18 protein-coding genes and 1 pseudogene are annotated in these 18,605 nt (G+C 68.5%); 9 read left to right on the forward strand and 10 right to left on the reverse strand.

The features are described from left to right. Nucleotides 1–3: 3 nt before the first annotated feature. On the reverse strand, nucleotides 4–930 hold the full coding sequence (locus ASG69_RS02370) for an aldo/keto reductase (RefSeq protein WP_056447565.1): 927 nt from the start codon (nucleotides 928–930) through the stop codon (nucleotides 4–6). A gap of 48 nt (nucleotides 931–978) precedes the next feature. Next, nucleotides 979–2,215: pseudogene (locus ASG69_RS02375) on the reverse strand (DUF3500 domain-containing protein). Between the two features lie 179 nt (nucleotides 2,216–2,394). Here ASG69_RS02375 and ASG69_RS02380 point away from each other — a divergent pair. Both ASG69_RS02380 and ASG69_RS02385 read left to right on the forward strand, forming a co-directional pair. Beyond that, entirely contained in the window at nucleotides 2,395–3,324 is a 930-nt protein-coding gene (locus ASG69_RS02380) for a glycoside hydrolase family 43 protein (protein ID WP_056447128.1), read from the forward strand. A gap of 24 nt (nucleotides 3,325–3,348) precedes the next feature. After that, nucleotides 3,349–3,765 (forward strand): hypothetical protein, encoded by a 417-nt coding sequence (locus tag ASG69_RS02385; RefSeq protein WP_027504051.1) that lies wholly within the window; start codon nucleotides 3,349–3,351, stop codon nucleotides 3,763–3,765. Between the two features lie 22 nt (nucleotides 3,766–3,787). Here ASG69_RS02385 and ASG69_RS02390 read toward each other — a convergent pair whose 3' ends face one another. Next, nucleotides 3,788–4,126 carry a hypothetical protein gene (locus ASG69_RS02390; RefSeq protein ID WP_056447130.1) on the reverse strand — a complete coding sequence of 113 codons (339 nt, stop codon included), beginning with the start codon at nucleotides 4,124–4,126 and terminating at the stop codon, nucleotides 3,788–3,790. Between the two features lie 46 nt (nucleotides 4,127–4,172). Beyond that, entirely contained in the window at nucleotides 4,173–5,447 is a 1,275-nt protein-coding gene (locus tag ASG69_RS23240) for a serine/threonine-protein kinase (RefSeq protein WP_056447133.1), read from the reverse strand. Nucleotides 5,448–5,605: 158 nt separating this feature from the next. On the opposite strand from ASG69_RS23240, the gene ASG69_RS02400 reads away from it, so the two are divergent. Beyond that, complete coding sequence (locus tag ASG69_RS02400; protein ID WP_235578813.1) at nucleotides 5,606–6,820, forward strand: EAL domain-containing protein; 1,215 nt, start codon at nucleotides 5,606–5,608, stop codon at nucleotides 6,818–6,820. A gap of 12 nt (nucleotides 6,821–6,832) precedes the next feature. On the opposite strand, the gene ASG69_RS02405 is transcribed toward ASG69_RS02400, so the two are convergent. Genes ASG69_RS02405 through ASG69_RS02415 form a run of 3 tightly spaced genes read right to left on the reverse strand, consistent with a single transcriptional unit; the run spans nucleotide 6,833 to nucleotide 10,201 of the window. Then, nucleotides 6,833–8,425: an ABC-F family ATP-binding cassette domain-containing protein gene (locus ASG69_RS02405; protein WP_056447141.1), complete on the reverse strand. Its 1,593-nt coding sequence runs from the start codon at nucleotides 8,423–8,425 to the stop codon at nucleotides 6,833–6,835. Nucleotides 8,426–8,455: 30 nt separating this feature from the next. Continuing rightward, on the reverse strand, nucleotides 8,456–9,454 hold the full coding sequence (locus ASG69_RS02410) for an NADP-dependent oxidoreductase (protein WP_056447144.1): 999 nt from the start codon (nucleotides 9,452–9,454) through the stop codon (nucleotides 8,456–8,458). Between the two features lie 33 nt (nucleotides 9,455–9,487). Then, entirely contained in the window at nucleotides 9,488–10,201 is a 714-nt protein-coding gene (locus tag ASG69_RS02415; protein WP_056447146.1) for an SDR family oxidoreductase, read from the reverse strand. A gap of 156 nt (nucleotides 10,202–10,357) precedes the next feature. On the opposite strand from ASG69_RS02415, the gene ASG69_RS02420 reads away from it, so the two are divergent. Further along, a complete protein-coding gene (locus tag ASG69_RS02420; RefSeq protein WP_155956902.1) occupies nucleotides 10,358–10,591 on the forward strand; it encodes a hypothetical protein in 234 nt (77 codons plus the stop codon). Nucleotides 10,592–10,601: 10 nt separating this feature from the next. Here ASG69_RS02420 and ASG69_RS02425 read toward each other — a convergent pair whose 3' ends face one another. After that, nucleotides 10,602–11,498 carry an alpha/beta hydrolase fold domain-containing protein gene (locus ASG69_RS02425; protein ID WP_056447149.1) on the reverse strand — a complete coding sequence of 299 codons (897 nt, stop codon included), beginning with the start codon at nucleotides 11,496–11,498 and terminating at the stop codon, nucleotides 10,602–10,604. Nucleotides 11,499–11,556: 58 nt separating this feature from the next. Between ASG69_RS02425 and ASG69_RS02430 the strand changes: the two genes are divergently transcribed. From ASG69_RS02430 to ASG69_RS02450, 5 genes are all read left to right on the forward strand, one after another. After that, nucleotides 11,557–12,405 carry an SDR family oxidoreductase gene (locus ASG69_RS02430; protein ID WP_056447152.1) on the forward strand — a complete coding sequence of 283 codons (849 nt, stop codon included), beginning with the start codon at nucleotides 11,557–11,559 and terminating at the stop codon, nucleotides 12,403–12,405. Between the two features lie 48 nt (nucleotides 12,406–12,453). Further along, the gene (locus ASG69_RS02435; protein WP_027504042.1) at nucleotides 12,454–13,038 is read left to right on the forward strand and encodes a TetR/AcrR family transcriptional regulator; all 585 of its coding nucleotides are present in this window, start codon (nucleotides 12,454–12,456) and stop codon (nucleotides 13,036–13,038) included. Between the two features lie 40 nt (nucleotides 13,039–13,078). Next, nucleotides 13,079–14,620, forward strand: a complete 1,542-nt coding sequence (locus ASG69_RS02440; protein ID WP_056447155.1) for an AMP-binding protein — start codon at nucleotides 13,079–13,081, stop codon at nucleotides 14,618–14,620. Between the two features lie 81 nt (nucleotides 14,621–14,701). Continuing rightward, nucleotides 14,702–15,313, forward strand: coding sequence for a vitamin K epoxide reductase family protein (locus tag ASG69_RS02445; protein WP_082544607.1), 612 nt, complete (start codon nucleotides 14,702–14,704; stop codon nucleotides 15,311–15,313). Nucleotides 15,314–15,490: 177 nt separating this feature from the next. Then, nucleotides 15,491–16,333, forward strand: coding sequence for a pentapeptide repeat-containing protein (locus tag ASG69_RS02450; RefSeq protein WP_056447159.1), 843 nt, complete (start codon nucleotides 15,491–15,493; stop codon nucleotides 16,331–16,333). A 16-nt stretch (nucleotides 16,334–16,349) separates the two neighbouring features. On the opposite strand, the gene ASG69_RS02455 is transcribed toward ASG69_RS02450, so the two are convergent. Next, nucleotides 16,350–17,102: a GAF and ANTAR domain-containing protein gene (locus tag ASG69_RS02455; protein WP_056447162.1), complete on the reverse strand. Its 753-nt coding sequence runs from the start codon at nucleotides 17,100–17,102 to the stop codon at nucleotides 16,350–16,352. A gap of 48 nt (nucleotides 17,103–17,150) precedes the next feature. Next, nucleotides 17,151–18,605, reverse strand: coding sequence for an MDR family MFS transporter (locus ASG69_RS02460; protein WP_051612949.1), 1,455 nt, complete (start codon nucleotides 18,603–18,605; stop codon nucleotides 17,151–17,153).

The following is an 18,605-nucleotide window of genomic DNA, read 5'->3' on the forward strand; positions in this document are numbered from 1 at the left end:
GCATCACGGCAACGTGTGCCCTGCAGCGCGGAAGAGGCGGTACCACTGCTCCCGGCTCAGAACCACGTCCGAACCGGCGGCAGCTTCCCGCACGCGGCCGGGGTTGGTAGTTCCGAGCACCACTTGAATGTTCGCCGGGTGCCGGGTGATCCACGCGGTGGCGATCGCGGTGGGCGTGGTTCCGAACTGGGAGGCGAGCTCGCGGAGCGCGTCGTCCAGTTCGGGGTAGTTCTCGCGATCACCGAGGAACACGCCGTCCGACGTCCCCTTCTGGAACGGTGACCACGCCTGCAGAGTGACGCCGTTCAGTCGCGCGTGATCGAGCAGACCGTTGTCGCGGTCGACCGACTGCTCGAGCCCGGCGATGTTCGCCGCGAGACCGGCCGCCACGAGCGGTGCATGCGTGATGCTCAGCTGGACCTGGTTCACGATCAGGGGCTGTCGCACCTCGGTCTTCAGCACCTCGATCTGTCCGGGAGTGTGGTTCGAGACTCCGAAATGCCGCACCTTGCCCGCCGTGTGCAGCGTGTCGAAGGCCGCCGCGACTTCGGCCGGCTCCACGAGGGTGTCCGGCCGGTGCAGCAACAGGACGTCGAGGTGATCGGTACGCAAGGCGGCGAGAGACTCGTCGACGGTGGTCAGGATGTGCTCGGACGAGAAGTCGTAGAACCCTTCTCGGATGCCCACCTTGCTCTGGACGATGACGTCGTCTCGATCCGACGCGAACGACACGGCGTCGCCGAACCTGCGCTCGCAGGCGTGACGATCGCTGCCGTAGATGTCCGCGTGGTCGAAGACCGACACTCCCACATCACGCGCGGTGCCGACGAGTATTCGGATCTCCTCGTCGCTCAGCGTCTCGATGCGCATGAGGCCGAGCACGACGCTGGACGCGCGGAGATCGGTGCCGGGTAGCTCGTAGGTCTTCATCTGCACCTGACTACCCGCCGCGAACCGCCCGGCGCAACCGAGGAATCGTCAGAAGCCCCCACCCGGCATCGTGCCGCCGCCCATTCCGGTCGATTCCTGTTGCGTGACACTGTTCGCGTAGTCGTTGCTCGGGTCGCGGTAGATGGTGTGGACGTGGCCCCACCTCGAGGTGGTGACGCCCGCGACGTCCGCCCCGGCCGAGCCCTGCTGTGCTGCGAACTCGACGTAGACGTCCGGTCCGCTGATCTGGAAGTGGATTCCGTCGCCCTGGCTCATGTCGTAGGTGGTCGCGCCGGACCAGTTCACGTAGGTCGTGTCGAGCGTCGCCTCGATGGTCGCGAGCGCGTCGGCGGTGGTCTCCTCGTCGGCCATGCCGGCCCAGTTCGCGATGACCTGCAGGAGCAGTTGCTTCTGCTCGTCGGTGAGGTCGGCGCCGGAAAGTCCGCTGCCGGTGGGGAAGTCGCAGGTGCTGCCGGGCGCGCACACCATGGCCGCGACGTCCGATCCCTGGTAGAGGGTGGTCTTCTGCTCGTCGGTGAGGCTGTCGTAGAAGGCGAAGGCGTCGGTGTAGATGCCGTCGAACGGCTGCACGTCGGTGCCGTCGGCAGTGGTGTACTCGGCGGGTTGGACGCCGAGGTGGGTGGGGGCGAAGGTGACGGCGTCGGCGGCGCCGTCGAGGGTGGCGTTGATGCCGAGGTGGTGTCCGCCGAACTGGATCTCCCAGGCGCTGGTGGCGGACGGGTCGCCGAAGAAGGCGATGTAGTACTGGCCGAGTGAGTCCTCGGTGGAGGTGCTGTTCTCGTGCAGGTACTCGTCGCCGCCCATGATGCCGGTGACGGTCGAGTAGGCGTCGTCGCCGAGCAGCGACTCGAGCACGGTCATGGCGGCGGCGCGCTGCTCGTCGGTGAGGTCGGCGAGGTTCAGGCCGGCGCGGTCGATGAAGGTGACGGGGAAGTTGGACCAGGACGTCGTCTTGGTCTCGTCGTCGTAGGCATAGGTGACCTGCTCGCGCTGCGCGTCGGTGAGCGTCGGTGAGCGTCGCCAGGAAAGCCTCGGTGGCCGTGGCGCTGTCGCTGATCGTGGCCGCGGTGGTGGTCGCGCCGTCGGTGACGGAGGCGGTGGACACGGCGGCCTCCTGGCTCGTGGTGGCGGAGGCCGGTGTCGCCGCGTTCTCGGTGGCGGCGCTGCAGCCGCCGAGCAGCAGACTGCCGGCCACGAGAACAGAGGCGAGGGCCGTGCGGCCGCCTCGCGGGAAACCGGCGGGTGTGGGAGTTCTGTAGAACATCATGGGTCGGACGTTACGAATGCTTCCTGCACCCGCGGTGCGAGGACGCTGGACGTTTCCTGTGAACGACCTGCGTAACGATCCAGCACCGATGTGAATCCTGGTGCGGATGAGACAGATGGGACTGGGAGACTGCATCGGTGACGACCCTCCGACGCAGGCGACTGTCCGGCCTACCGATGGTGCTTCTCGCCGTGGCGAGCCTGCTCGTCGCCGCCCCGGCGAGCAGTGCTGCCGCTCCAGCGGAATGGACCTACACGATGGTCGCGTTCAGCAATGCCAGCGACCGTGACCTCGACGTGTATCGGTCGTCGGACGGGACCACGTTCACGCCGGAGCGTACGTCCGCGTTCCGACCGCCGTCGGGACTGATGCGGGACCCCAGCATCTTTCGCCACATCGACGGGTCGTACCGCCTCACCTACACGACGGCCGACGGTGCGAACATCGGCTTCGCTCGCAGCCCGGACCGGGTGAACTGGACGTTCACAGGTACCCAGCCGGTGCCGTTCTGTTGCGCGTTCATGCCCGGCACCGGAGACGGCAAGGGCCCACGCATCCCGTTCTTCTCCGAGTCGGCAGGCTTCGCCGACGGCCCGTCGCTGTCGCCGTTCGTCACCAAGGCCTGGGCTCCGGAATGGTTCGTCGACGGCGACAGGGTGCACGTCGTCCTGTCGTTGTCGACCGGTGGCGGCTTCGTGCCGTACCTGATGACGGCACTCGACGACTCTCTGAGTTCGTGGAGCATTCCGGTGCCACTCGACGGGATCGGAGCCGACCACATCGACACGACGATCGTGAAGGTCGGATCCACGTACCACGCGTTCACCAAGAACGAGACGAAGAAGTTCGTCGAGCATGCCGTCGCGCCGACCGTGCTCGGGCCCTACCGCTTCGTCGCCCCCGGCGCGTGGGGTTCCATGGTCGAGGGTCCGGCTCTGGTCCAGCTGCCGAACGACGTGTGGCGCATCTACCTCGATGCCTACATCGACGGGAAGTACCTGTACTCCGACAGCACGGACGGTCTCGCCACATGGTCCCCGGTGCAGGAGCTGCCCGGGGTGTCCGGAACCGCGCGGCACTTCGGTGTGATGCGAGAACCCGCGTGATCCGCACCGGACGTCGCTGACGACGTGGGACGAGTCGTCGCCGCGGGACTCACCGGTGTCCTGCTCGGTCTGCTGCCCGGGCTGCTGTGGATCGTGTCCGCCTTCGTCGGTCTGCCGCCCGACGCGTCCGTGGCGTTCCCCGTGGACGGGTTGCTCATCCTCTACGTGGGGAGCGTCGCGGCGGCATACGTTCTCGCGCTGCTCGCCGTGTTCCTGACGCTGAGGCTGACCTCCGATCCTCTGGTCCGGCGCACGACGACGGCGGTGGCAGTGGCGCTTCCCCTCGGCGCGGTGGTCGCGACGGCGGCCGCACTGGGAGCAGGCCTGCTGTTCTCCTTCGACGCGTCCGTGACCATGTGGTCCGCCCTGACGATCGTCGTCGTGCTCGTCCTCGCGAGCACCTTCGCCGGCGCACGACGCTGGGCGCACACCGACCGGTGAACGCCGCGCGGACCCAGCGTCGTCAGGGCTTGCCGCGTGCCGGGGTCTGGTGCGCGACGCCGTGCCGGAGCGGCGTGTGGTCGGTGGGGGAGTGCTCCGGACCGACGTTCGACTGCCGCGGGGTGTCCGACACCTCGGGAGCGGCGGACGGGTCCCCTCCGGAGGGTTCGGCTCCGGCGCGCAGTTCGCCGAGACGAGCAGTGAGAATCTGAAGCACCTGAGGGCGGTTCGCCGCATCGCGCTCGTGAGCGATCAGCCGCTCCATCTGATCCTGATCGAGCGATCGGCAACGGTGCTGAATGGTCCCCACCGTGAGCTGGTCGTAGTCGGGTAGTGGTGTGGTCGCGTCGTCTGCAGTCATGGGTGCGGCCTACCCGAGCTGTCACGCCACAAACGAGGGTGATCAGTCAGCGATTGCCATTACCGTTCCCGGAGTTACCGTTGCCGTTCCCGGGATTGCCGTTGCCCGAGTTGCCGTTCCCGGAATTGCCGTTGCCAGAGTTGCCGTTCCCGGAGTTGCCGTTGCCGGGTGCTGCGGGTTGCGGAACGACGGGTGCGGGAGCGACCGTCGTCGTCTCGACGACTGGTGGCGCGACCTCCGGGACCGTCTCGGGAACCGGGACAGGGGTGGCCGTCGGCTCCGACGTCGTCTCGACCACCACGGACGTGCTCGGCAGCGGCGGCTCCGTCGTCGGTTCACCGTCCGACCCCGCTCCGCGGATCGCGAGCACCGTGACGAGCGCCGCGCAGATTCCCAGCGCGGCGAGTACCCACGGCACGGCGGATCGACGGCCCGACACGACGGCGGCCGGCGTCGCCATCGGGGTCGCGAGGACCGCGGTGTCGGTGTCCTCGGTGAGGGTGTGCAGCCGGTGAGCCACGTCGGCGGCGGTCGGGCGCGCCGTCGGCGTCCGGGAGGTCATGTCGGTCAGCAGCGACACCCACGTAGGCCCGAGTTCGACGGGGATCACCGGGTCGCGATGCAGACGGGCTATCGCGGCGGCGATCGCGCTGCCCTCGAACACCATTCGTCCCGTGAGGCACTCGGTCAGGACAAGGCCCAGCGAGTAGACGTCGGAGGCCGGCCCCGTCGCCTCGCCGGTCGCCTGCTCCGGGCTGAGGTAGTGCGCCGTCCCGACGGCGGTGCCGTGCTCGGTCATCGGGTCGGAGTCGACGATGCGCGCGATACCGAAGTCGGTGAGCTTCGCTCGCAGTCCCGCGTCGTCGTCGCGGGTGATCAGGATGTTGGCAGGCTTGACGTCGCGGTGGACGATGCCCGACGCGTGGATGTGTGCCAGTGCCTGCGCCACCTGGTGGCCTATCTGCCGGATCACCTCGGGCGGCAGGGTGCCGCCCGCGCGGAACGTGGACAGCGTGGTGCCGTCCACGAACTCCATCACCAGGTAGGGCCCGTCGTAGCCGACGACGTCGGACTCGGAGCCGGCGTCGTGGAGCGTGACCAGGCCGGGGTGGGTCAGCGACGCGAGGGTGCGCATCTCGCTGTCGATGCGTCGACGGTCGTGCGGCGTGTGGTCGTCGCTGCGGAACAACTTCACCGCCACGGCCCGGCCCAGCGTCCGATCGGTCGCCCGGAACACGTCCGAGACGCCACCGCGGCCCAGGACAGGTCCGAGGAGGTAGCGACCGGCGACGATGCGGGGTGCGGCCACCTGCTCAGCCATTCATCGCACCTGTCGACCGGTTCACCATGGGCATTGATCCTAGGGCGGGTCGGCCATTGGTCACGCAGAGCCGCGATGTCCGACTCGAACGGAACTCGAGGCACACTGTGTGGCCGGGTGGGGACGTCGGAGCAGTTGTGGATCGGAAAGGGCATGTGGTGGACGCACCCCCTCTTCTTCCCGGACCGATCGACACCGTCTATCAGCCCATCGTCGATCTGAGGAATCGCTCGATCGTCGGCTACGAGGCTTTGACCAGGCCGGCGTCCGGCGGCTCACCCGAGGACTTGTTCGCCGAGGCCGAGCGCCGGGGTGTGACCGCCGAGTTCGATTGGCTCTGCCGCGTGTCCGCAGTGCGTGGCGCAGCGGAAGCGGGACTCCCGAGTGAACTGGCGTTGTTCGTGAACTCCGAACCCGCCGCCCTGGACGCCCCACCGCCGGATTTTGCACGCGGTGCGCTCGTGGACGCCGCCGACCAGTCCATCGTCGTGGAGATCACCGAGCGTGACCTGATGGCGGATCCGGCCGGAATACTGCGTGCGGTCGCGCACGCCCGAGACCTGGGGTGGCGTATCGCCGTCGACGACGTGGGGGCGGACTCGTCGAGCCTCGCGCTGCTGGCGTTGCTGCGACCGGACGTCGTCAAGCTGGAGATGCGCCTGGTCCAGCAACCTTCCACGCCGGAGACGATCGCGCTCCTCGCCGCGGTGGCCGCGGAGACCGCGCGAACGGGCTCCGTCGTCGTCGCCGAGGGAATCGAGAATGCTGCGCACGAGGCCCGCGCCCTCGAGCTCGGTGCCTCGTGGGGGCAGGGCTGGTACTTCGGCGCACCCGGCCCGCTACCGCGTTTCGACGCCGTGCCGCGTCGACCGCATCCAGGGCTGGCCGGCCCCGCTGTGACGGTGCGTGCCCCGGTGGCCGTGACACCCTTCGGGCTCACTCACGGCCGCGGGTCCGCGGTGCGGACCACCCCGGCCGCGCTGGCCGACCTGGAGGCGGATCTGCTCCGTCGTGCCCTGGAGTGTGGGCCGACATCGTTGGTGCTCGTCACGGTCCCGGAGCCGGAGACGATGATCGGGACTCGGCGGCAGCTGCTCGATCAGCTGTCCGAGCGAAGTGCTCTGACCGTGCTGTTCACCGCGGGAGACGCGCGATCGATTGCCGGCCACCATCGACTCGTCGTGATCGGACAGAGCGAGCCGCTGGCGAGAGAACACTCGATCGTGGTGGTGGACCCGGAATTCGCCGCGGCGCTGACCGCGGTGCCGTGCACCGCGGACGGGGAGCCGTGTGTGGAGTATCGACTCACCCGCGACCGTGATCAGGTGCTCGACGCGGCCACGCTGCTTCTGCACCGGGTGCCGCCGCGCTGAGCGAACCCCGGGCTACATCTGCACGCCGGCGATCTTCTGCACTCCGCCCCGGCCGTCGAAGGCGAGTTGGCGGAAGGCCACCTTCTCGATGAAGAAGCGGTCGTGGCTCACCACCACGACGGCCCCGGGGAACGCCGTCAGCGCTCGCTCGAGGACGTGCGCGCTCGGGAGGTCGAGATGGTTGGTCGGCTCGTCCAGCACGATGACGCCGGCTCCGAACAGGAGACACTGGGCCAACGCGACGCGTGCCTGTTGACCTCCGGACAGCGTTCCGATGCGCTGCTTCTGTTCGGCCTCGGAGAACTGCAGCAGAGCGAGGAAGCGCGCCACGTCCTTCCGGGTCGCGGTCAGTGCCAGACTGTCCGGCATCGCGTTGACCGCGTGCGTGACGGTGTCGTCCGGATCGAGGTTCGCGAGCACCGTGTTGTAGTGAATGAACGCGGGCGCCTTGACCTTCCACTTCACCGTTCCGGAGTCGGCGGGTGCGAGCCCGGTCAGCACGTCGAGGAGCGTGGACTTCCCGCAGCCGTTGGGGCCGGTGATCGCGATGCGGTCGCCCCGATGGATCTCGAAGGAGAGATCCGCGAACAGTGGATCGCCGCCGTGCCCCTTCGTGACGCCGTCGACGACGCAGAGGTCGTGGTGCACGTGCAGTCCGCCGTAGATCGACGTGATGATCTGATCGACCGGTCGAGGGGTCTTGCTCTTCTTGATCGACGCCAGTCGCCGCTTCAGCACGCCGCTCGGATTCTTCGCGGCTTCCTTCCGGTCGGTGATCGCGTCCTGCTCGTAGGCCAGGAGTTGCTGCTCGGTGCTGAACTCCTTCTCGAGGTTCTTCAGTCGGAACTGCTTCTGCTGCACGTAGTCCGAGTAGCTCCCGTCGTAGGTGTGCAACCGGTTGTTCTCGATCTCGACGATGGTGGTCACCACCTGCTCGAGAAAATGGCGATCGTGGGAGACGAGGAGCAGTGCGCCGCGGAAGTCACGGAGCCACCGCTCCAGCCACGTGATCCCGGCTACGTCGAGGAAGTTTGTGGGCTCGTCCAGAAGGAGGACGTCGGGCGATTCCAGGACGATGCGGGCCAGCGCGGCTCGGTTGCGCCATCCACCGGACAGCTTGTCCACCGGCAGTTCTCGACGCTCGGCGTCGAAACCCAGCATCGACAGGGCGGTGTCGATCTGCTGGTGGTACGTCCATCCACCGCCGACCTCCATCTGCTCGAGCAGCTCGGCCTGGCGGTCGACGAGGCGGTACATCTCCTTCTCGTCGATGTCGCCTCCGAGCGCCGTCTCGACCTCGGCCAGTTCGGTCTCCACCGCCCTGATGTCCCCGAAGAGCGACTCGAGCTCGGCGGTGATGCTGCGATCGCCGTCGAGCTCGGAGAACTGGGAGAAGTAGCCGATCCGAGCACCCTCGGTGACGTCCACCGTGCCGGAGTCCGGCGCGACGCGACCCAGGAGCAGCTGCAGGAGCGTGGTCTTGCCCGACCCGTTACGGCCGGTGAGGCCCACCCTGTCTCCGTCGGAGAGACGGAAGAACACCTCGCGGAGAACGACTTTCTGCTCGTACCCGGCGGTGACGTCGTTCATGCGAATCCAGCTCATCGCGACGACGCTACCGGGAGCCGCCGTCGGTCAGGTGACGGGAAGGGTGGCCACGATCTTTCCACGGTTGCCGCCGGCGGACATCGTCGACAGCGCCTCGGGGATCTCGTCGAAGGTGATGGTGCGGCCGACGACGGGCCGGAGCGCCCCGTTCTCGATCAGGGCGGCGATCTCCCGTAGCTGACCGCCGTCCGCGTGCATGAACAGGAATTCGTACGACACATCGGCTTTCGCCGCCTGTCGACGAATCTTCCGGCTGATCACCGCGATGGCCGTGCGGACGACGATGTTCAGGCCTGCGTCGGAGGCGAAGGCGGGGTCCGGCGGGCCGGTGATCCCGATGGCCTTGCCACCTCGCTTCAGCACGCGGAGCGAGGTCTCGAGTGTCTCACCGCCGACGCTGTCGAGCACGAGGTCGACGCCGGACAGGGTGTCGAGATCGTCGGTGTGGTAATCGATCACGACGTCGGCGCCCAGTTCCCGCAGGAAGTCGGCGTTGCGCGCACTGGCCGTGGTCACCACGGTCGCTCCCAGATGTTTCGCGAGCTGGACGGCGATGGTGCCCACACCACCGGCCCCCGCATGGATCAGCACCGTCTGACCTGCCTGTAGACCGCCTCGCTCGACCAACGCCTGCCACGCGGTGAGCGCGACGAGGGGCAGCGACCCGGCCTCGGCCATGCTGATGCCGGCCGGCTTCGGTGCCACGTCGGACTCGGGAACGGCGATGCGCTCGGCGAAGGTGCCGATGTGATCGGTCGGTGGCCGCGACCAGACCTCGTCCCCCGGTGCGAAGGACCGCACCGCCGGGCCGACTGCGAGAACGGTGCCGGCGACGTCGTGACCGAGTGTGCGGGGAAGGGTGTACGGAAGTATCTGTGTGAACTCGCCGAGACGGATCTTCTCGTCGAGCACGTTGAGACCGGCCGCCTCCACTCGGATCAGGACGTCGTGATCACAGACGGTCGGCTCCGGAACATCCCGTTCGACGAGAGGGTGCTTGTAGCGGGTGAGGACGAGTGCGCGCATCGTGAGTCTCCTGATTTCTCTCGGCCGGTCGAATCAGACTGTGGTGGGCCGGGATCCGGGGTACAGGGCGTCGAGTGGTCCGGCCAGTGCGGCCTTGGCGCCGACGGTCAGCTCGTCGGCGAGCACCTCCGTCTCACCCGCCTCGACTCCGTCCAGAACGGCCGCGACGAGCTGCTCGGTCGTCAACTTCGGCCCGTCGGCGCCCGCCGCCATCGCGGTGTCGACGTACCCCATGTGCACACCGGTGACGAGCACGCCTCGGGGCGCCAGTTCGAGACGCAGGGAATTGGTGGCCGCCCAGAGGGCCGCCTTGGACGCGCTGTACGCGCCACCGAAGTGGTACCAGCTGGCGACCGAGTGCACGTCGATCAGCACGCCCGCGCCGTGAGCTGTCAGTGCCGGCGCGAAAGCTCGCGCCACGAGCAGGGGACCGAAGAAGTTCACCTCCATGGTGGCGCGGATGTCGGCGACCTCGACGTCGAGCAGGCTGGCGCCGGGCGGAAGTGCGCCCGCGTTGTTGATCAGCACCGTGACGTCCGCGGCCTGTGCGGCGGCGGCCTCGACGGACGTGGGGTCGGTCACGTCCAGGGTGACGGGAACGATGCGGTCGTCGTCCCAGTCGCGCGGCGTCCGGGCGCTGGCGTACACCTTGGCGGCGCCGCGGGCGAGGGCGTCGTGGACGAACTGCGTACCGATGCCACCGTTGGCTCCGGTGACGAGGACGACGGATCCGGCGAGAGCGGTCATGACGAGCTCGATTCTGTGACGGGTTTATATGACTGTACTCAGAACCGAGCACGGTCATGTTTTGTTCCGCGCTGCTGCACCGTCGTCGTTCCCGCGTGACGAGACTCGCACCCCCCTCGGGGGTAGTCCGCGCCCGGTGCGGGGTACACCCCGCTGGTGACGAGACGAGTGACGTTCAAGCGATCCGTCGCGCAGGCGATGGCCTTGTTCGCGGTGCTGGGCCTGTTCTGGGCGCTCGTCGGTGCACGCCTCGACCAGGATCATCCGTTGCGCACCATGGTCGTGGTCGGCTGCAGTGTGATCGGCGCCGGGTGGTTGTTGCTCGCCGTGGTCGTCGTCGTTCGTCTTCGGCGTCTCCGCGCGCGTCGTGATGCGGTGAGCGACACCTGACGCAGCGACGTCAGGGCGCGGTCGTGAGATCGCGTATCAGGGCGTCGACGATGCTGCGCCGCGCGCTCGCCCCCTCGGGTGTGGGAAGCAGGGGGTAGACGTGGATCGCCCCGGGACACTCGGTGCTGCGGATGTCGACGCCCGCTGCGCGCGCCTCGTCCACGAACGCCCGGACGTCGGGCAGGAACAGATCTCTATCCCCGATCAGGACGTGAACGGGCGGTAGTCCGCGCGTGGGCCCGCGTAGTGGACTGACCACGGGATCGTCGAGGTCTCGACCGTTCGACCACGTCCGCGCCAGATGTCGCAGGCCGACGCTCGACAACCACGGGTCGCGCGCCTCGACATCGGGGATCGCCGGGTTCGTCAGCGCGAGATCGAGCCACGGGGAGATCAGGCAGAGATGAGACCCCGGTCTGCCGGCTGCCGCGAGCCGTTGCGCGAGCCCGAGGGCGAGGGTGCCGCCGGCGGAATCGCCCATGATCGCGGTGTGGTCGATCCCGTGCTCGGACACCATCCGTTCGTGGACCGACGTCAAGAGGGGGTAGGCGTCGTCCACGGTGTGATCCGGAGCCAGACCGTAGTGCGGTACCGCGACAGCGAGCCCCGCCTCGGTGAGCTGATCGACGAGCGACCAGTGCTGAGCGGCGATCTCGCTGACGAACGCTCCGCCGTGGAGATGCAGGACACCGCCGACGCAGGGTCGGTCGCGCGGACGCACCACGTCGACGGGCCGTCCCGCGACCTCGAACCGCTCGATGTCGTGCCGTCCCGCCATGCGCGCCGGCGGAGTCGGAGAGTCCTTCGGCCGCCGCATCCGGCGGTCGGCACGAGCCTCGGACGCCATCGTCCGCTTCGCCGTCGCCCGCATGTACAGCGCCACCGCGCGCATCTGCCACGTCGCCATGAAAAAGTCTCCTGGTCGGTGATCGTCCGGCGGCCATCGTGTCACGAGAGGAAAGCCCATGAACGTCACCCGAACTCCCGTCGCGGTCACCGGATCGACCGGCGCACTCGGCGGCGCCGTCGCCGCGTCGCTCGCCGCTGCGGGCGCGTCGCAGCGTCTGCTGGTGCGGAACGCCGTTCGCGCGCCGTCACACCCGGGTGCCGACGTCGCGCAGTGTTCCTACTCGGACGCGACCGCCGCGGTGCAGGCACTCGCCGGGATCGAGGTCCTGTTCATGGTCTCGGCCTCCGAGAGCGCCGATCGTGTCGACCAGCAGAGGACGTTCGTCGACTCGGCGGTCGCCGCCGGCGTGCGCCACATCGTCTACACGTCGTTCGTCGGCGCCGCGCCGGACGCCGTCTTCACCCTGGCCCGAGATCACCACGCCACGGAGAGTCACATCCGGTCCACGGGTATCGGGTTCACGTTCCTCCGGGACAACTTCTACCTCGACGTCATGGAGCACTTCGTGGGGGAGGACGGTGTTCTGCGCGGACCGGCGGGGGAGGGGCGTGCCGCGCTCGTCGCCCGCGTCGACGTAGCGCGCACCGCTGCGGCGGTGCTGAGCGACCCGGCCCGTCACCTCGGCCGGACCTACGATCTGACCGGGCCCGAGGCGCTGTCGATGACGGAGGTGGCCGCCACACTGTCCGACGTCCGGGGAGTCGACGTGCGGTTTCACGACGAGACGGTGGCGGAGGCCTACGAGTCGAGGGCACGGTGGGCGGCACCCGCCTGGCAGAACGACGCGTGGGTGTCGACGTACACGGCCATCGCCTCGGGAGCTCTCGCCGACGTCTCGGGTGACGTGGAGGAGATCATCGGACGCCGACCGCTCTCGTTCCGGGAGTTTCTCACCGTCGGCTGAGCACGAGCACGGTCGGTATAGTGCACTGCATAGAACGAGAGGAATCGCATGCCCAGGCAGAGCACCGCCCGTACCGACATGTTGCGCAGCGCGGCGCTGCTGTTTCGGGAGAAGGGTGTCGAGGCCACCTCGGTGGCCGACGTCATCGAGCATGCCCATGCGCCGCGCGGATCGATCTACCACCACTTTCCCGGAGGGCGCCCGCAGCTCGTCGAGGAAGCGACACGGGGCGCGGGTGACTTCATGGGATCGATGATCTCGGCGGGTCTCGCGTCGCGGGGACCCGAGCACACCATGGCCTCCATCGTCGGGTCGTTCCGTGACCAACTCGTCGCGACGGATCACGTCGCGGGGTGTCCCGTCGGTGCGGCGGCCGTCGAGGGGCCCAACACCCCGGGTGCCCGCGACGCGGCAGGTGCGGCCTTCACGTCGTGGGAGAAGATCATCGCGGACTCTCTGTGCGAGCGCGGTGTCGCTCGTGACGACGCGGAACGCGGTGCGACCCTTGCCCTGTCGGCCATCGAGGGCGCCCTCCTCATGTGCAAGGCGCAACGGAGCACGCGGCCGCTCGACGTCGTCGAGGAGTGGCTCGTCGGCATGATGGCCGACCTGCTGGGCACCGCCTCTCGGTGAACTGCGCCGCACGGCGCGGAGCCTTGTTAGTGTCGGTCGAATGTTCGTCCCGTTCAGTGTCACCGACTTCCTCGACCGCGCCGCCGCCGTGTACGGAGACCGGGTCGGGTTCGTCGACGAGCCCGATCAGCCCGCTCCGAGCCTCGGATCTCCGACCTATGCCGAGATGGCGGACCTCGCCCGGCGGCAGGCCGTGAAACTCGACGATCTGGGTATCGAGCGTGGCGATCGAGTGGCGATCGTCAGCCACAACGCGGGCCGTCTGCTCACGTCGTTCTACGGAATCAGTGGTTGGGGCCGCGTCATCGTTCCCGTCAATTTTCGACTCCGGCCGGACGAGGTGCGGTACATCGTCGAGGACTCCGGTGCGCGCGTGCTCTACATCGATCCGGAGCTGAAGGACTCGCTCGGCGACGTCGAGTGCGAACACGTCGTCGTTCTCGGTGACGACCAGAATCTGTACGCTCCGCCGGGATCGACTCCGGCACCGTGGGATCCGGACGAGAACGCGACCGCTGCCATCAACTACACGTCGGGGACCACGGCTCGCCCCAAGGGCGTCCAGATCACGCACCGCAACATCTGGGTCAACGCGGTCACCTTCGGCATGCACGTCGGCGTCAGCGATCGCGACGTCTACCTCCACACCCTGCCCATGTTCCACGCGAACGGCTGGGGACAGCCGTTCGCGATGACGGGAGTCGGTGCGCAGCACATCGTCCTGCGCAAGGTCGACGGCGCCGAGATCCTGCGCCGCGTGCGCGATCACGGCGTGACGGTGATGTGTGCGGCCCCCGCCGTCGCGGCAGCCGTGCTCGATGCCGCGCAGTCGTGGGAGGGCGAGATCCCCGGCCGGGATCGGGTGCGCATCATCATGGCCGGTGCGCCGCCACCGACGAAGACCGTTGCGCGCGTGGAGCGTGAACTGGGGTGGGAGTTCATCCAGATCTACGGGCTCACCGAGACGTCCCCTCTGCTGACCGTCAACCGCACTCGCCAGGAGTGGGACGATCTGGAACCCGAGGAGCGTGCCGCGAAGCTCACTCGGGCCGGCGCCCCCGCACTGGGTGTCCGACTCGACGTCGACCCGACCGGCGAGGTGTTGGCGCGATCCAACGTCGTCATGGAGGGCTACTGGGGGCGGCCCGAGGAGAGCGCCAGAACGCTGGACGGCGGCTGGTTCCACACCGGTGACGGCGGCCTCATCGGCGACGACGGCTATCTCACCATCGCCGACCGCAAGAAGGACGTGATCATCACCGGCGGCGAGAACGTCTCGTCCATCGAGGTCGAGGACTGCCTCTTCTCCCATCCCTCGGTGAGCGAGGTCGCCGTCATCGGGGTGCCGAGCGAGAAGTGGGGCGAGACGATCAAGGCCTTGGTGGTGCTCGCGCCGGACGTGGACGCCGGCCCGGAGACGGAGGTCGACCTCATCGCGTGGTGCAAGCAGCGACTGGCCGGGTACAAGGCGCCGACCACCGTGGAGTTCCGGGACGAGTTGGCGCGCACGGCCACCGGCAAGCTGCAGAAGTTCAAGTTACGCACGCCCTACTGGGACGGGATGGACCGCGAGGTCAACTGACTCGCCGGAGCCGATCTCTCAGGGAGGCTGTTTACACTCGGGGACTCGACCACTCTCCGACTCTCCGACGGGATCCCACCGATGACGATGTCCTCGCTGTCCGACGACGACGTCGATGTGGACCGTCCGTCTCGCGGAACCCCGGCGCGCGTGCTGCCGTGGGTCCTGCTGATCGGCGGGGTCGTCGGATTCGCGGCCGCCTGTGTGCTGACCTACGAGAAGATACGACTGACGGCGGACCCGTCGTACGCGCCGACGTGCAACCTCAACGCCGTGGTCAACTGCGGCTCGGTCATGGCATCACGCCAGGCGGCCGTCCTCGGATTCCCCAACTCCTTCATGGGGGTGGGCGGCTTCGCCATCGTCGCCATGGTGGGCGTCGCCCTGCTGATGCGCACGCGTCTCGATCGGTGGTTCTGGGCAGGGCTGCAGGTGGGGGTCACCGCGGCCGTCGCCTTCGTGCACTGGCTCATCGTGCAGAGCCTGTACGAGATCGGTGCGCTCTGCCCGTACTGCATGGTGGTGTGGGCCGTCACGGTGCCCGTCTTCTGGTACGTGACGGTGGTGAACGTGTCGGCTCTGGCGGGACCGGGCCGGACGAGAGACCTGCTGACGCGGTACCACGCCGTCCCCCTCGTCCTCTGGTATCTCGTGCTGGCAGGACTCGTCGTGCAGAGGTTCGTGCTCGGCTGACCGGGGTCGGTGCGCTACTCTGCGCGCAGTGATCTCTTCATGATGTCCTGACCAGGCCCTGTGGCTCCGACCGAGCGCACTCCGTGCGTTCGGTGGTGACTGCGTGCGCCGGTGTCGGCGGACCCTTCCGAGGGCTCCGCCGCCTCCGGCCCCTGTCACTTCTCTCCGGAGTACCTCATGAACGAGCCGTTCTCGGCCCCTGTCCCGCATCCGTCCACACTGCGCGCCGACTGCGCGCGGTGCACCGGCCTGTGCTGCACCGCCCTCGGATTCTCGCGATCGGTGGAGTTCGCGACCGACAAACCACCGGGCGTCCCGTGTGCCCATCTGGACACGACGTTCCGGTGTTCGATCCACTCCGCTCTGCCTCGACGCGGGTACCGCGGTTGCGTGTCCTTCGATTGTTTCGGAGCCGGCCAACGCGTCAGCACGACGATGTTCCCTGCCGCGTCGTGGCGCGACGGTGACGCGACCGCGCGCACCGTCTTCTCGGCCTTCGAGGTCGTGATGGACCTGCACGAGATGCTGTGGCATCTGACGCGGGTGCGCACGCGTTCCCACGACAGCGACCTGACCGACGAGGTCGATCTGCTGTGCGCGGAGATCTCTGCCGCCGTCGACGCCGGCGCCACCTCGGTTCTCGCGGTGGACGTGACGTTCGTTCGAGGGCGCGTACGGCAGGTGCTCGACACCGTGAGCGCCGAGGTGCGCGCGGCCTACTTCGCGGACGGGGCGGCGACGGACGCACGGCTCGTCCCGCGAGCGGACCTGGCGGGCGCCGACCTGCGTGACGTGTGGCTCGTCGGTGCCGACCTGCGCGGGGCGTCACTGGTGGGGGCGGATCTGCGCCGTTCCGACTTCACCGGATGCGACCTTCTCGGGGCCGATCTGCGCGGCGCGGACGTCCGGGGTGCGGACCTGCGTGACGCGCTGTTTCTCACCCGGACGCAACTGGCGTCCGCGAGCGGGAACCGGGACACCCGAGTTCCGGTCGACCTGGAGGTTCCGCCCGGGTGGTGACCGGTCGAACTGTGCGTCAGGCGGGGCGCGCGCCGGTCATCTCGGCCGGCGCGACGTCCGTCACCGACGACACAAATTCGCGGGCGATGTCCCGCAGTCGGCGGTTGGTGCGCTGCGACTCGGTCGAGAGCACCTCGAACGCCGCGGCGTCGTCGATGCCGCGCAGGGCCATGAGGATGCCCTTGGCCTGCTCGATGGGTGCGCGGTGGGCCATGGCATCGCGGAGGCCGTCGACGGTGGTCGAGAGGTCGCGGTGCTGGTCGTCGCGCTCCAGCGCGTCCGAGACGGCGCCGACCAGCGTGCTGAGAACCTGACGGTCCAGGTCGTCGAACGAGTGCGGGGTGTGGGCGAAGAGGGTGAGCGAACCGATGGTGCGGTCACCCACCCGCACCGGGGTGCACATCATCGCGGCGATCCCCGCGGCGCGCGCAGTGGTGCCGAATTCCGGCCACCGGGCGTCTCCCGCCTCGCAGTCGACCAGCACCGTCTCGCCCTCGCGAGCGGCGTGCAGGCACGGACCGCTGTCCGCGTCGTACTGCTCGAGGTCGATGGCGGAGACGGTGGCCGACGACGTCGCGGCCGCGAAGGGTGCGCCGTTCAGCTCGACGGTGACTCCGCACATGTCCGTGTCGGGGATGCACGCGCAGGCGGCGTCGACCAGCCGGTGCATCAACTCCGCAGCATGGTCGTCGTCGGTGCCCGCCGCGCTCAACGAGCGGACGGCGTTACCGATCACGACCGCGAGCGGCAAGGAGTCAGAGGAGTTCACGGCACCATTGCACCACGACGGGGCGACAACCTTCCGGCAACGACCAGGTCACCCCCGGTCGGCCGCAGGCGTACGGATGAAGAACGAGGCGCCCACTGCCAGCAGGGACACGGCACCGCCGCACAGGAACGCGGTGTGGATCCCCGACTGCTGCGCCGCCACGTCGCCCACGCCACCGGCCAGTCGGGAGGCCGCAGCGGTGGACATCACGGTCACGAACAGCGCGGTGCCGGCCGCTCCCGCCAACTGCTGCACGGTGTTGAAGATCGCGCTGCCGTGCGAGTACAGCTGCGGCGGAACCGAACCCAGTGAGGAGGTCATCAGCGGAGTCATGATCAGAGCGAGTCCGACGCTGAGCAGCGAGTGGATCGCGACGACCACGGGGAGGGCGGTGTCGGCCGTGAGGATCGTCATCGACCACAGTGCGGCGCTGACGACGACGGCGCCCGGGACCACCAGTGGGCGGGGGCCGACCCGGTCGAAGACCCGTCCGACGACGGGAGCGAGACCGCCCATGATCAGACCGCCGGGAAGGAGCATCAGGCCCGTGGTCAACGTGTCCAGCCCGCGGACGTTCTGCAGATACATCGGCAGCAGGATGAGGGCACCGAACAGCGCCATCATGCTGATGGAGAGCATGCCCAGGCCGATGCTGAACGTGGGGGTGCGCAGCGGACGCAGGTCGAGCAGGGCCCGGCCCGAGTCCTGACGAGCGATCTGCCGGAGGACGAACACGACCAGTGCGACGACGCCGACACCCAACGGGATCCACACGGGGACCGCGGTGCCCTCGGCGGCGTGACCCAGGCTGCCGAGTCCGTACACGATGCCGCCGAACGCCAGCGCGGACAGCACCACCGAGACGGCGTCGAACGGGGCCACCGTGCTCGCCGCGGTGGCGTTCTCCACCAGGCGGGATCCGATCGCGAAGGCCAGCAACGCGATCGGGAGCACGAGCCAGAACATCCACCGCCAGTCGAGTGCACTGAGGATGACACCCGAGATGGTCGGCCCCACGGCCGGAGCCACGGCGATGACGATGGAGATGACGCCCATCATGCGGCCGCGCCGATCGGCGGGAACCAGTCGCAGCACGGTCGTCATCAGCAGGGGAAGCATGATCGCCGTGCCGCCTGCCTGGACGACTCGACCGGTGAGCAGCAGCGGGAAGCCGGGCGCCGACGCGGCGAGAACGGTGCCCACGGAGAACAGCGACATCGCCGCGAAGAAGACCTGGCGGAGAGTGAAGCGCTGGAAGAGGAAGCCCGTGGTCGGGATGACGATGGCCATGGTCAGGAGGAAGCCGGTGGTGAGCCACTGCGCGGTGCCGGCGTCGATGGCGAGATCGACCATCAGGGTGGGCAGCGCGACGCTCATGATCGTCTCGTTGAGGATCATGACGAATGCCGACACCACGAGCACCGCGATCAACAGCCGACTGCTCCGTGGCAGAGGCCCGTCCGTGACGCGCGGCGCGTCCACCTCTGTCTGCTGAACCTGCAT

Origin of the sequence: Rhodococcus sp. Leaf225 (assembly GCF_001426145.1) — a bacterium.
Taxonomy (GTDB): Bacteria; Actinomycetota; Actinomycetes; order Mycobacteriales; family Mycobacteriaceae; genus Rhodococcoides.